General features: G+C 68.3%; 14 protein-coding genes. 4 read left to right on the top strand and 10 right to left on the bottom strand.

Annotated features, from left to right (window positions below; genetic code table 11):
• Window positions 1-97: 97 nt before the first annotated feature.
• Window positions 98-928: an SDR family NAD(P)-dependent oxidoreductase gene (locus tag BLW81_RS14660; protein ID WP_083407789.1), complete on the top strand. Its 831-nt coding sequence runs from the start codon at window positions 98-100 to the stop codon at window positions 926-928.
• Here the strand turns inward: BLW81_RS14660 and BLW81_RS14655 are convergent.
• The 3 genes from BLW81_RS14655 to BLW81_RS14645 all read right to left on the bottom strand — a co-directional run bounded on the left by BLW81_RS14655 (window position 925) and on the right by BLW81_RS14645 (window position 3,994).
• Window positions 925-1,749 carry a glycine betaine ABC transporter substrate-binding protein gene (locus BLW81_RS14655; RefSeq protein WP_083407788.1) on the bottom strand — a complete coding sequence of 275 codons (825 nt, stop codon included), beginning with the start codon at window positions 1,747-1,749 and terminating at the stop codon, window positions 925-927. The genes BLW81_RS14660 and BLW81_RS14655 overlap by 4 nt on opposite strands.
• Before the next feature lie 7 nt (window positions 1,750-1,756).
• The gene (locus BLW81_RS14650) at window positions 1,757-2,941 is read right to left on the bottom strand and encodes an NAD(P)-dependent malic enzyme (RefSeq protein WP_173839628.1); all 1,185 of its coding nucleotides are present in this window, start codon (window positions 2,939-2,941) and stop codon (window positions 1,757-1,759) included.
• Between the two features lie 63 nt (window positions 2,942-3,004).
• Window positions 3,005-3,994 carry a malate dehydrogenase gene (locus tag BLW81_RS14645; protein WP_083407787.1) on the bottom strand — a complete coding sequence of 330 codons (990 nt, stop codon included), beginning with the start codon at window positions 3,992-3,994 and terminating at the stop codon, window positions 3,005-3,007.
• A gap of 122 nt (window positions 3,995-4,116) precedes the next feature.
• Between BLW81_RS14645 and corA the strand changes: the two genes are divergently transcribed.
• On the top strand, window positions 4,117-5,184 hold the full coding sequence (gene corA, locus BLW81_RS14640; RefSeq protein ID WP_083407786.1) for a magnesium/cobalt transporter CorA: 1,068 nt from the start codon (window positions 4,117-4,119) through the stop codon (window positions 5,182-5,184).
• Here the strand turns inward: corA and BLW81_RS14635 are convergent.
• The 6 genes from BLW81_RS14635 to BLW81_RS14610 all read right to left on the bottom strand — a co-directional run bounded on the left by BLW81_RS14635 (window position 5,181) and on the right by BLW81_RS14610 (window position 10,858).
• Window positions 5,181-5,774, bottom strand: a complete 594-nt coding sequence (locus BLW81_RS14635) for a suppressor of fused domain protein (protein ID WP_083407785.1) — start codon at window positions 5,772-5,774, stop codon at window positions 5,181-5,183. The two genes, corA and BLW81_RS14635, sit on opposite strands and share 4 nt — an antisense overlap.
• Window positions 5,771-6,991, bottom strand: coding sequence for an ABC transporter ATP-binding protein (locus BLW81_RS14630; protein WP_083407784.1), 1,221 nt, complete (start codon window positions 6,989-6,991; stop codon window positions 5,771-5,773). The genes BLW81_RS14635 and BLW81_RS14630 overlap by 4 nt, the downstream gene beginning before the upstream one ends.
• A 4-nt stretch (window positions 6,992-6,995) precedes the next feature.
• Window positions 6,996-7,832 carry a carbohydrate ABC transporter permease gene (locus BLW81_RS14625; protein ID WP_083407783.1) on the bottom strand — a complete coding sequence of 279 codons (837 nt, stop codon included), beginning with the start codon at window positions 7,830-7,832 and terminating at the stop codon, window positions 6,996-6,998.
• On the bottom strand, window positions 7,832-8,758 hold the full coding sequence (locus BLW81_RS14620) for a carbohydrate ABC transporter permease (protein WP_083407782.1): 927 nt from the start codon (window positions 8,756-8,758) through the stop codon (window positions 7,832-7,834). Before BLW81_RS14620 ends, BLW81_RS14625 begins: the two co-directional genes overlap by 1 nt.
• A complete protein-coding gene (locus BLW81_RS14615) occupies window positions 8,755-10,152 on the bottom strand; it encodes an ABC transporter substrate-binding protein (RefSeq protein WP_083410551.1) in 1,398 nt (465 codons plus the stop codon). The genes BLW81_RS14620 and BLW81_RS14615 overlap by 4 nt, the downstream gene beginning before the upstream one ends.
• Before the next feature lie 181 nt (window positions 10,153-10,333).
• Entirely contained in the window at window positions 10,334-10,858 is a 525-nt protein-coding gene (locus BLW81_RS14610; protein WP_083407781.1) for a YflT domain-containing protein, read from the bottom strand.
• Window positions 10,859-10,966: 108 nt separating this feature from the next.
• On the opposite strand from BLW81_RS14610, the gene BLW81_RS14605 reads away from it, so the two are divergent.
• Together BLW81_RS14605 and BLW81_RS14600 are read left to right on the top strand one after the other, a co-directional pair.
• Entirely contained in the window at window positions 10,967-11,620 is a 654-nt protein-coding gene (locus BLW81_RS14605; protein ID WP_083407780.1) for a DUF4190 domain-containing protein, read from the top strand.
• A 4-nt stretch (window positions 11,621-11,624) separates the two neighbouring features.
• Complete coding sequence (locus BLW81_RS14600) at window positions 11,625-12,065, top strand: DUF4190 domain-containing protein (protein WP_083407779.1); 441 nt, start codon at window positions 11,625-11,627, stop codon at window positions 12,063-12,065.
• Between the two features lie 13 nt (window positions 12,066-12,078).
• On the opposite strand, the gene BLW81_RS14595 is transcribed toward BLW81_RS14600, so the two are convergent.
• Complete coding sequence (locus tag BLW81_RS14595; protein WP_083407778.1) at window positions 12,079-13,035, bottom strand: HpcH/HpaI aldolase/citrate lyase family protein; 957 nt, start codon at window positions 13,033-13,035, stop codon at window positions 12,079-12,081.
• Between the last annotated feature and the right edge of the window lie 23 nt (window positions 13,036-13,058).

The following is a 13,058-nucleotide window of genomic DNA, read 5'->3' as shown; positions in this document are numbered from 1 at the left end:
ATCGCGAGCCGTGTAATCGACCATTGCGTCGGTCTCGGCGATCGGGTGACCGCCGGTACCGGCTACCCTCGTGACGGAAGCGAGCGAAGGAGTGGCTATGGAGGGCTTCGCCGGAAAGGTCGCGGTCGTCACGGGCGCCGGATCGGGCATCGGTCAGGCGCTGGCGATCGAACTGGCCAAGTCGGGCGCCAGCGTGGCGATCAGCGACGTCGACACCGAGGGCCTGGCCGCCACAGAGGAGCGCATCAAGGCGATCGGCGCGCCGGTCAAGGCCGACCGCCTCGACGTGACCGAGCGTGAGGCGTTCGAGCTGTACGCCGACGCCGTCGTCGAGCACTTCGGCAAGGTCAACCAGATCTACAACAACGCGGGCATCGCCTACGTCGGCGACGTCGAGGTCACGCCGTACAAGGACATCGAGCGGGTGATGGACGTCGACTTCTGGGGCGTCGTCAACGGGACGAAGTCGTTCCTGCCGCACCTGATCGCCTCCGGCGACGGGCATGTCGTCAACGTCTCGAGCTTGTTCGGCATCTTCTCGGTGCCGGGCCAGGCGGCCTACAACTCGGCGAAGTTCGCGGTGCGCGGGTTCACCGAGGCGTTGCGTCAGGAGATGCAGGCCGCCGGTCATCCGGTCAAGGTGACCACCATTCACCCCGGTGGGATCAAGACGGCGATCATGCGCAACTCGACTGCCGCCGAGGGTGTCGACCGTGAAGGCCTGACCAAGACGTTCGACACCAGGCTGACGCGGACCACCCCGGAGCAGGCGGCCAAGATCATCCTCGACGGTGTGCGAAAGAACCGGGCCCGGGTGCTGGTCGGCGCGGACGCCAAGGTGCTCGACGTGATCGTGCGGCTCACCGGGTCGGGCTATCAGTCGCTGTTCTTGACCGTGGTGAAGCGGCTGGTCCCCAACGCGCACTAGTCGCCGAGGGGGTGCTCGGCCAGGAACGCGTCGGCGACGTGTCCCGGGTCGGCGCCGTCGGCGACCTTGGCCCGCATCTCGGCGAGCGCCGCGGTGTCGAGCACACCGGCGACCTCGTTGAGCGCCAGCGCCTGTGACTCGTTGAGTTCGTTGCGCCGGTACAGCGGCACCAGGTTCTCCGCGCGGATCAGCGACGTGCGGTCCGAGAGCATCAGCAGTTCGGTGGGGATGCCCGGCGCCGCGGTCGACGTCCACGCCGCCTTCGCCCGCCCGCTGCGGACCGCACCGAAAGCCCGTGCCGCGTCGGGGAATTCGCGCACCTTCGGCGTGCATGTGCCGATCGTCGCCGGCCGCGGCGCGTCGACGACGGCGGCGACCGTCAACCCGTCGCAGTTGCGCACGGCGGCGGTCACGTCGCGCCCGCCCCACGCCTCGGCGGTCGCGTCGGTGACCGCGAGCGCGGGTTTGTCTTCTGCCGACGTCGTGTAGTCCCCCGCGCCGACGCCCTCGGGCAGGGCCGACACCATCTCGCGATACACCTGCGTGGCCGCGCGCGCGGTGGCGTCGGGGTCGAACCGGTGCAGCAGCCGTCCGGTGAACCCGGGCACGACGCGCAGTTCGCCGGAATCCAGCCCGAGCAGCGGATCCTCGCGGCTCTCGACGTGGGCCGCGCTGCCGTAGGACCGCAATGCGGCGGCGTACAGATGGGCGACCAGTGAGGCCTCCGGCGTCGCGCCGACCGGGATCGACGGCGCGGTCGACGTGCCACCGCACCCGCCCGCCACGACCAGCGCGACGAGCGCCAGCGCGAGCCGGCTCACGGGTGACCTAGTCGCCGGACACCGCGGCGACGGCCTGCGCCACCGCGGGCGCCACCCGCGGGTCGAGCACGCTCGGCACGATGCAGTCGGCGGACAGATCGTCGCCGACGACCGAGAAGATCGCCTCGGCGGCAGCGACTTTCATTCGCTCGGTGATGCGGCGGGCGCCGGCGTCGAGCGCACCGCGGAACACCCCGGGGAAGGCCAGCACGTTGTTGATCTGGTTCGGGAAGTCGCTGCGTCCGGTGGCGACGACGGCGGCGTACTTGCGCGCTTCGTCGGGATGGATCTCCGGGTCCGGGTTCGACAGCGCGAACACGATCGCGTTCGGCGCCATCGTCGCGATCAACTCACCGGGCACCACCCCGCCGCACAGCCCGAGGAACACGTCGGCGCCCGCGAGCGCCTCGGCCATCCCGCCGGTCAGCCCGCGCGGATTGCTGCACGCGGCCATCTCGGCCTTGTGCGTGTTCAGGCCCTCGCGGTCCTTGTGCAGGATGCCCTGCGTGTCGAGCAGCGTGATGTCGGTGACGCCCGCGGCGATCAGGATCTTCGCGCACGCCACGCCCGCCGCGCCGGCGCCGGAGACGACGACCCGCATCGACGCCATGTCGCGCTCGACGACCTTGGCCGCCCCGAGCAACGCGGCCAGCACGACGATCGCGGTGCCGTGCTGGTCGTCGTGCATGACCGGGCAGTCCAGCGCCTCGATCAGGCGACGCTCGATCTCGAAGCAGCGCGGCGCGGAGATGTCCTCCAGGTTGACCGCCCCGAACGTCGGCCGCAGCCGGATCAGGGTCTCGACGATCTCGTCGGGATCCTTGGTGTCCAGCACGATCGGGATCGAGTCGAGGTCGGCGAACGCCTTGAACAGCGCGCTCTTGCCCTCCATCACCGGCAGCGACGCGGCGGGGCCGATGTCGCCGAGGCCGAGCACCGCGCTGCCGTCGCTGACCACCGCCACCAGCTGGTTGGCCCAGGTGTAGCGGGCGGCCAGGGTGTGGTCGGCCGCGATCGCACGGCTGACCTGGGCCACCCCTGGGGTGTAGGCGATCGACAGGGCGCGCTCGGTGTCGAGCGGCGAACTCAGCGCCGTCGAGAGCTTGCCGCCGAGGTGGGCCGCGAAGATCTCCTCGTCGCTGACGACGATTTGGGATCGGGTCACTGGAAGGTCTCTCAACGCTTGCGACACGGCGCCCAGGTTAACGACGAACTGGTAGGTAACCTAATCGCCTCGGGCATCAACTCGGGCGGATCAGATCAGCCCGAGATCGGTGACCGCCTTGCGCTCGTCGGCGAGTTCGGCGGTCGACTTGTCGATGCGGCCGCGCGAGAAGTCGTCGATGTCGAGGCCCTGCACGATCGACCAGTTGCCGTCCTTGGTCGTCACCGGGAACGACGAGATCAGACCCTCGGGCACGCCGTAGGAGCCGTCGGAGACCACGGCCATCGACACCCAGTCGTCCGCCGGAGTGCCCAACAGCCAGTCCCGGGCGGCGTCGACGGTCGCCGACGCGGCCGAGGCCGCCGACGAGGCACCGCGGGCATCGATGATCGCCGCGCCGCGCTTGGCGACCGTCGGGATGAAGTCGTTCTCGATCCAGACCTGGTCGTTGACCGCCTCGGCGGCGTTCTTGCCGCCGACCTCGGCGTGGAAGATGTCGGGGTACTGGGTGGCCGAGTGGTTGCCCCAGATCGTCATCTTCTTGATGTCGGTGACCTTGGCGCCGGTCTTGCGGGCCAGCTGGCTGATCGCGCGGTTGTGGTCCAGGCGGGTCAGCGCCGAGAACCGCTCCTGCGGGATGTCGGGGGCGTTGGTCATCGCGATCAGTGCGTTGGTGTTGGCCGGGTTGCCGGTCACCCCGATGCGCACGTCGTCGGCGGCGACCTCGTTGAGCGCCTTGCCCTGGGCGGTGAAGATCGCGCCGTTGGCCTCGAGCAGGTCGCCGCGTTCCATGCCTGGGCCGCGCGGGCGGGCGCCGACCAGCAGGGCCAGGTTCACCCCGTTGAAGATCTTGTTCGCGTCCGAGCCGATCTCGACGCCGGACAGCAGCGGGAACGCGCAGTCGTCGAGTTCCATGACGACACCCTCGAGCGCTTTGAGCGCCGGCTCGATCTCGAGCAGCCGCAGCTCGACCGGCCGGTCCGGGCCGAGCAGTGAACCGCTTGCGATGCGGAACAGCAGGCTGTAGCCGATCTGACCGGCGGCACCGGTGACGGCGACCTTGAGGGGAGTAGTGCTCACGTCGATGCTCCTTGGACGGATGTGGGTTCCGGGACGAAACTAGCAGGCAGCCGTCACGGGCAGCCGCGTAGCATCGACCAGGACCCATAACCGGGCCGCACCGTCCTGGGGGGAGTGACCCGATGCCGTCGTTTCGCGCGTTGCCCCAAACCCAGGCCAAGGCGGTCCGCGTGCCGGTCTCGCAGGCCACCGTCGACTGCGGTATCTACTGCGACGGCACCCGGCTGCCCGGTCGCTACACCCACAACGCGGCGCAGGACAAGGTTCGTGAGCTACGCGACGAAGGCAGAAATGCGTTCGTCTGGATCGGTTTTCACGAACCCGACGAACGGCAGATGCAGACGGTCGCCGACGTGTTCGGTCTGCACCCGCTGGCCGTCGAGGATGCGGTGCACGCCCATCAGCGGCCGAAGCTGGAACGCTACGACGACACGCTGTTCCTCGTCCTCAAGACCGTCACCTATGTCGAACACGACTCGATCCGGCATGCGCGCGAGATCGTCGAGACCGGCGAGATCATGGTGTTCGTCGGCCCCGACTTCGTGGTCACCGTCCGCCACGGCGAACACGGCGGTCTGGCCGGGGTCCGCAAGCACCTCGACGCCTCCCCGCACCTCCTGGCGCTCGGTCCCTACGCGGTGATGCACGCGATCGCCGACCACGTCGTCGACGGCTACCTCGAGGTCACCGACTCGATCGAGACCGACATCGACGCGATGGAGGAGGACGTGTTCTCCCCGGAGGTCAGGACCGACATCGAGTGCATCTACCTGCTCAAGCGGGAGGTCGTAGAGCTGCGCCGCGCGGTCGGACCTCTCGCCACGGATCTGCAGCGGCTCGGCGCCGAGCACGCCGACCTGATCTCGGTCGAGATTCTGCGGTACATGGGCGACGTGCTCGACCACGCGATCAAGGCTTCCGACCGCATCGCCAGCTTCGACGAGGTGCTCAGCTCGCTCGTGCAGGCGGCGGTCGGCAAGGTCGCGATGCAGCAGAACACCGACATGCGCAAGATCTCGGCGTATGTGGCGATCGCCGCGGTGCCCACCGCGATCGCCGGCATCTACGGCATGAACTTCGAGCACATGCCCGAGCTCGGGTGGACGTGGGGTTATCCCGCGGTGCTGACGCTGATGGTGCTCATCTGCGGACTGCTGTTCCGGGCGTTCCGCCGCAACCACTGGCTCTAGCTCGGTTTGGCCGCCCGCCGCCGCGGGTCGAGCACGTCGACGCCGTCCTGGGTCCACGCTTCGCGCATCGCATCGGCGCCCTTGAGCCGCACCCAGGCGGCCTCGGTCGCGGTGATCGGCGTCGCGGCCAGCACCTTCACCGGCTGCAGCGGTGCCGGTAGCGCGACCTCACCGATCGCGCTGTCGCCCAACAAGAATGCGGTGAACGACGCCTCCTCCCACAGCGGGGTCTCGAGGTCGATCAACGCATCCGGTTCCAGAATCAGCCCCTCGACCGCGGGCGCAGCCGCGACGATCGCGATCGAGCGGGACAGCCCGCGAGGCGACGGACCACGGAGTGCGACGGTCACCTCGGCGCGCGGTCCGTGCAGCGCGTCGGTCACCATCTCGGTCGGCTCGAACATCGGGTGCCGCGAGCACCCGAGCGACACATAGGTGGCGACGCCCTCGGGGTCGGGACCGAAGCGCAGTATGTCGATCGTCTCGGTGCCCAGGAACGTGACGCTGGCCTGGTCGGGTTCGCCGGTGACACCGGCGCGGGCGAAGTGCTCACGCACGTGCGCGCGGACCTCGGCCAGGACGTCGATCACTCGGCGGGCGGGGGCGCGGGTTCGGCTGCGGGAGCGGGCGGTTCGCTTGCCACCCCGTCGGACAGCGTCAGGTTCTTGCCGGTCTCGGGATCAAAGATCGCCAGCTTCGAGGTGTCGAACGCGAGTTGGATCGTCTCGCCCTGGCGGGCCGCCGACTCGACGGAAACCCGTGCCACGAACTCGTTTTCACCGACGCCCGACTCGGCGGCCAGCTCGGCGAGCTGCGCGGAGCGGGCACCGGCGCCCTCGGTCTTGAAGTGCACGTACTTGTCGGCGCCCAGCGACTCGACGAAGTCGACCTTCACCTCGAAGGTCAGCGCCCGGATCCGGGCATACCCGTCGAGCACGGCGGCGTCCTCGAAGTGCTCGGGCCGGATCCCGACGATCAGGTTGTTGGCCTTCTGCCGCGAAAGCTGGTCGTGCAGTTCGGCTGTCAGCGTCACCTCGCCGAACGGCAGCCGGACCCCGATGTCGGTGAGCGTGGCGGGGAAGAAGTTCATCGCCGGCGAGCCGATGAAGCCGGCGACGAACAGGTTGGCCGGCCGGTTGTAGAGCTCGTCGGGGGTGCCGATCTGCTGGGCGACGCCGGCCAGCAGCACGACCACCCGGTCACCGAGGGTCATCGCCTCGGTCTGGTCGTGGGTGACGTAGACGGTCGTCGTGCCCAGCCGGTCCTGCAGCCGCGCGATCTCCGAACGCATCTGCACGCGCAGTTTGGCGTCGAGGTTGGACAGCGGCTCGTCCATCAGGAACGCCTTGGGGTTACGCACGATCGCGCGGCCCATGGCGACGCGCTGGCGCTGCCCGCCGGACAGCTGCGCGGGGCGCCGGTCCAGGAAGTCGGTCAGGTCGAGGATCTTGGCGGCTTCCTCGACCTTGGTGGCGATCTCGGCCTTGCCCATCTTGGCCAGCGTCAGCGGGAACGCGATGTTCTGCCGGACGGTCATGTGCGGATACAACGCGTAGGACTGGAACACCATCGCGATGTCGCGGTCCTTGGGTGCCTTCTCGTTGACCCGCTCGCCACCGATGCGCAGCTCCCCCGACGTGATGTCCTCGAGGCCCGCAATCATGTTGAGGGTGGTGGACTTTCCGCATCCGGACGGACCCACGAGGATGATGAACTCGCCGTCGGCGATCGTCATCGACAACTCGTGGACGGCCGTCGCGCCGTTGGGGTAACTCTTGGTCACCCGGTCCAACACAATTTCGGCCATGGAACTACCCCTTCACCGCGCCGGATGTCAGGCCGGCGACGATCCGTCGTTGGAAAATAAGTACAAAGACGATGATCGGGATCGTGATGACCATCGCGCCCGCGGCGATCGACCCGGTCGGTTCCTCGAACTGCGAGCTGCCGGTGAAGTTCGCGATCGCCACCGGCGCAGTGATCGCGCGTTCGGTCGCGGTCAGCGACAGCGCCAGCAGCAGGTCGTTCCACGCGAAGATGAACACCAGGATCGCCGCGGTGACGATGCCGGGCGCGGCCAGCGGGGCGATCACCCGGCGGAACGCCTGCGCCGGTGTGGCGCCGTCCATCTTGGCGGCCTTCTCCAGATCCCACGGGATCTCCCTAAAGAACGCCGACAGCGTGTAGATCGCCAGCGGCAGCGCGAAGGTGATGTAGGGGATGATCAGCCCGGGCCAGGTGTCGAACAGTCCGACCGCACGCTCGATGTTGAAAATCGGTGTGACGAGCGAGATGTGGGGGAACATCGCGATCAGCAGCGCGACCCCGATCAGCAGTTGTTTACCGGGGAAGTCCAGCCGCGCGACCGCGTAGGCCGCCATCCCGCCGATCACCACCGCGATGACCGTCGTGATCAGCCCGACGCCGATCGAGTTAATCAGCGCCGAGGTGAAGAAGTTGCCCTGGAAGATCGCCTTGTAGTTGTCGAACGTGATCTCCGCCGGAATCAGCCTGCCGTCCTTGACACTTGACGTCGGCTTCAGCGACAGCGACAGGATCCACAGCACCGGGAACAGCGCGTAGATGATGACCAGAACGTTGATGACGGCCCATCCCGTCGCGCGTGACGCGCCAGCCCGCTCAGCCATCAGCGCCTCTCCTCCGCGGCGCCGGGCGCGGCGGCACCGAAGATCTTGATGAAGATGAACGCGATGATCGCCACGCACAGGAAGATCAACACGCTGATCGCCGAACCCAACCCGACGTTGAACGCCTTGAACAGGTTGTCGTAACCGAGGATCGACACCGAACCGGTGTTGTTCGCCCCGCCGGTCAGCACGTAGATGTTGTCGAAGATGCGGAACGCGTCGAGCGTGCGGAACAGCAACGCCACCAGGATCGCCGGTTTGATCAGCGGCAGGATGACTTTCACCAGCCGCTTCCACGCCCCGGCGCCGTCCATCTGCGCGGCGTTGAGCAGATCCTGCGGCACCAGCGCCAGGCCGGCCAGCAGCAGCAGCGCCATGAACGGCGTCGTCTTCCAGACCTCGGCCAGCACCACGATCGCCAGCGACGGGATCTGTTCGGTGAGCGGCGCGCTGCCCTCGGGCAGCAGGTTGGCCAGATAACCGGTGCTCGGCGTCCACGCGTAGTACCAGCTGTAGGACGCGGCGACGGTGACGATGCCGTACGGGATCAGCACCGCGGTGCGGATCACGCCCTTACCGAAGATGGTGCGGTGCATGACCAGTGCCAGCGCCATGCCGAGCACGAACTCGATCGCCACCGAGACGACGGTGATGGCCAGCGTGACGAAGAACGCCGTCCACCAGTACTGGTCGGTGAGGATGGTGATGTAGTTGGCCAGGCCGACGAACTCGGTGTCGTCGGGTGCGGCCATGTTGTTGCGCTGCAGGCTCAGCCAGATCGCGTAGCCGATGGGATACCCGGTCACCGCCAGCATCAGCACCACTGCCGGCGCGATCAGCCAGTACGCCAGCCGGCGCTCGGAGCGCTGGTCGTCGCTGCCGCTCGCGGTCGCCGCCGGGGCGGGCGTGTCAACTGCGGCGGTCACGGGATCAGCCCCTTACCCTCGATGGCCTTCTGCACCTGCTCGGTCAGCTCGTCGGCGGTGCGCTCCGGGTCGATGTCGGTGATCGGCGCCAGCGTGGCCGAGATCCGCGTCGACACCGCCTGGTAGACGGGTGTCGCGGGCCGCACCGCGGCGTTGGTGAGCTGCTCGCGGATGATCTCGTACTGCGGGTACTTCTGCTGGAACGCCGGGTCGTCGTACAGCGAGGCCCGCACCGCGGGCAGGCCGCCCTCCACCGAGGTGTAGCGCTGGTTCTCCACATTGCGCAGGCAGCGGATGGCCTCGAACGCCTCGGCCTTGTGCTGGGTGGTCTTGGCGACGGCGAGGTTGAGCCCGCCGAGCGTCACCTTCGCCGGTTCGTCGGGTTGGACACCGGGGTAGTTCGCGAAGCCGAACACCTTCTTGCTGGCGTCGAACGCGGCCTCGAACTGCTCGTCGGTGGGCGAGAACGTGCCCGCGTCACCGATGCTGTCGGCCAGCGCGGGGTCCTCGTTGAGCGGCAGGAACGACACACCGCCCTTGACCGCGTTCTCCAGCAGCGACGGCAGCACGTAGGGCCAGTTCACTTCGAGCGCGGCTTTGCCCTGTTCGAGCGCCAGCCGGGCGGTGGTCTCATCGGTCTGGGTGACCGACGGGTCGGCGCCGGGAGCGGTGGCGACCGATTTGATGATCTGCAGCGCCTTGACGGTGGCGGCGCGGTGCTCGGGCGTGTCGGTCAGCGTGACGGTCTCGCCGTCCTCGGAAAGCACCTGTCCGCCCGCGCTTTCCAGCAACGTGTTGAACCACACGACCAGACCTTCGTACTGCTTACCTTGCACCGCAATCCAGCTCGGCCCCCCTGCGGCGTGCAGGCGGGTCGCCTCGGCCACCATGTCGTCCCATGTCGCGGGCGGTTCGGGCATCAAATCCGCGCGGTACCACAGCAATTGGGTGTTGGTGGTGATCGGTGAGGCGTAGAGCTGGTCCTGCCACTTGGCGGTCTCCAGCGGGCCCGGCAGCGTGTTCGACGTGGCGTCGGCTTCGGCCTGCCCGGCCGGATCGTCCGACAGCGGCAACGCCCAACCGGCTTCGGCGAACTCGGCGGTCCAGACGACGTCGAGCGCCATCACGTCGAGCGTTCGGTCGTTCCCGGTCAGCCGCCTGGCCAATTGCAGGCGCTGGTCGTCGGCGCCCTTGGGCAGGCTGACCTGCTGGATCCGGAACCGGCCGCCGAGCTCGTCATTGCACCGCTCGGCGACGGCGGTGAAGGTCTGCGCCTCGTTTGCCGGCGTGTAGTAGTTGATCACGATTCCGCCGCCGCTCGACCCGCACGCCGTCAGCATTGACGCCGTCGTCAGCGCAGCCATCGCCGCGGCACCTAGCCGACGAGGACGCACCACCCGCCTCCATCCGCTTTTCGTTGTCACCGCCCTGCAGCGGCCGGTGCGGGAACTCCCCGCGCGCAAACCGTATTGCGACAACCACGTGATTTGCAACACTTCGGGTGCGCGCGTCGCACACCGTTACGCAATTGCTAACGTGCACAAATTGCCCGAAAACGGGCTACGGCCGGAGGGCTCAGATGGTCAAGCGCGCCAGCAAATCCCGGCCGCGTTCGGCGTTCTGCGGATCGCACAGCACGTCGTAGCGACCGGCGACCAGTTGCAGCGTCGAGCTGAAATCTCTTGTGCCACGAGCCATCGCGTAGGGAATCGCGGACGTGATCAAGCCGAAGAACACACCGGCGATCAGGCCGGTGGCCAGCGCGCCCCAGGGGCTCGGGCTGAAGAACCCGAGTATCAGGCCGATGAACAGACCCAGCCAGGCGCCGGTGAGGACGCCGCCACCGAGCACCTTGGGCCAGGTCAGGCGTCCGGTGACACGCTCGACCTGCATGAGGTCGACACCGACGATCGTCACCTGCTGCACGGGGAATTCCTGATCCGACAGGTAATCCACTGCCCGCTGCGCCTCGGCGTAGGTCGGGTACGAACCGATCGGCCAGCCTTTCGGCGGCGTGGGCAGACCACCAGGGCCGCGGCCCGCGCTCGCACCGCCTGGCGTTGCACCGGCATTCGATCCAGGTTGAAACGGGCTGGTCATGGGTCCTCTTTCTCGCTTTCGTGCGCGCTCGATCAGGTTGCTGCTCTCACCCGGACCAACGATCGGACGCCCACGAAGGTGCCCGATCCGTGCGCTAGGTTGACAAGCATGACAAATCCGGACGACGACGCGGCACGAACGGCACCATCCGAGCCCGCCGATGGTGCGTCCGAGTCGTCGAGCGGCCACGAGGCGCCGCCGATCGAGGACATGCCCGAAGACACCGATCCTCCTTCAGAAGCCCAGGAATCCGGCGTGGACCCCTCGGCGTCGACGCCGGCATACGGCGCGTACGACCCCACGACGAACTACCCGCCGGCGTATCCGCCGCCGGGATATCCGCCTGCGCAGCCGGGCGCCTATCCACCCCCGCCGGGTCATAACCCACCCCCTCCGCCCGGCGCCTATCCCCCGCCCTACCCCGACCCGTCCACATTCGGGGCGCCCGCCTATCCGCCGCCCCCGCCATACGGCGCGCCACCGCCCTACGGTGCGTACCCGGCACCCGGTTATCCGGCGCCGCCGGGACAGAAGACGAACGCGATGGCGATCGGCTCGCTGGTGGCGTCGCTGATCGGCGTGGTCCCGTTCTTCTGCGGCATCGCCTCGATCGTCGGGATCGTGCTCGGCGTCGTTGCGCTCAACCAGATCAAGGACACCGGTGAAGGCGGCCGCACCATGGCGATCGCCGGCATCGCCGTCGGCGCGGCGACGTTCTTCCTGACCGTGGTGATCGGCATCGCGATGCTGGCCGGCGGTTGAACCGGTGACGGGGCCGGGTCCGGACGAGCCCAGGGAGTACCCGCCGCTGGAAGACGTTGGCCAGCAAGGCGAATCGTTCGCGCCGGTCGACTATCCCGACAATCTGCCGCCGCCGGTGCCCGGTTATCCGCCGCCGTACTGGGGCTATCCGCCGGCGGGTCCCTACGGCTACAGCCCCTATCCGGTCGGCAAGCCGCCCGGCACGAACGGCAAGGCCATCGGTGGGCTGGTCGCGTCGGTGCTCGGCGTGATCTGCTGCGGCGTGAGCGCGATCGCCGGCGTCATCCTCGGCGTGATCGCGATCCGCGAGACCAGGCGCACCAGGCAGGACGGCTACGGAATCGCGTTGGCCGCCACGATCATCGGTGGGCTGACGATCGCGGGATACCTGATCTACCTGGTGCTCTACGTCGCGCTGATCGCCAGCGGATGGCAGTGGATCTGAGCCGCGCCCAAGTTCACTGAGGCGGCCGGAACGGCTCACCCTCGCGCTTCATGCCTGCGGCGCGGCCCTTCCCGGCGATCACCAGGGCCATCTTCCGGCTCGCCTCGTCGATCATCTCGTCACCCAGCATCGCCGCGCCCCTGGCGCCGCCGGCCCGCGAAGTGTGCCACTCGTAGGCCTCGAGGATCAGCTCGGCGTGGTCGTAATCCTTCTGCCGCGGACTGAAAATGTCGTTGCCCGCGGCGATCTGGTCCGGATGCAGCACCCATTTGCCGTCGTAGCCGAGCGCCGCCGACCGTCCGGCCACCCGCCGGAACCCGTCGACGTCGCGAACCTTGAGGTAGGGGCCGTCGATCGCCAGCACACCGTGCGTGCGCGCCGCGATCAGGATCCGCATCAGCACGTGGTGGTGGGCGTCGCCGACGTCGTAACCCTCGGGCTGCTCCCCCACTTCGAGTGTCCGCATGTTCAGGCTGGCCGCCATGTCGGCGGGCCCGAGCACCAGCGCCTGCACCCGCGGCGCGGCCGCGATCGCGTCAATGTTGGTGAGTCCCTGAGCATTCTCGATCTGCGCCTCGATCCCGATGCGCCCGACCGGCAGACCGTGCGTCGTCTCGAGCTGGCTCAGCAGCAGATGCAGCGCCTCGATGTGCGAAACGTCGGTGACCTTCGGCAGCACGACGATGTCGAGCGCGGCACCCGCGGTGGAGACCACCTCGATGATGTCGGCGTAGGTCCACGGCGTGGTCCAGTCGTTGACCCGCACGCCGCGCAGCTGTCCGGCCCAACCCGGTTCGGCCAGCGCGGTCGCCACCCGGGTGCGGGCCTCGGCTTTGGCGTCGGGTGCGACCGCGTCCTCGAGGTCGAGGAACACCTCGTCGGCAGCCAGTGTTTTCGCCTTCTCGACCATCTTGGCGCTGCTCCCGGGAACGGACAGCACCGTTCGGCGGGGTCGATATCGGTTTTCCACGCCTACAGTCTTTACCCTTTGAG

Origin of the sequence: Mycolicibacterium rutilum, from assembly GCF_900108565.1 — a bacterium.
GTDB lineage: Bacteria > Actinomycetota > Actinomycetes > Mycobacteriales > Mycobacteriaceae > Mycobacterium > Mycobacterium rutilum.
The sequence above is the reverse complement of the archived record's forward strand: the minus strand, read 5'-3'. Positions and strand labels throughout refer to the sequence as shown.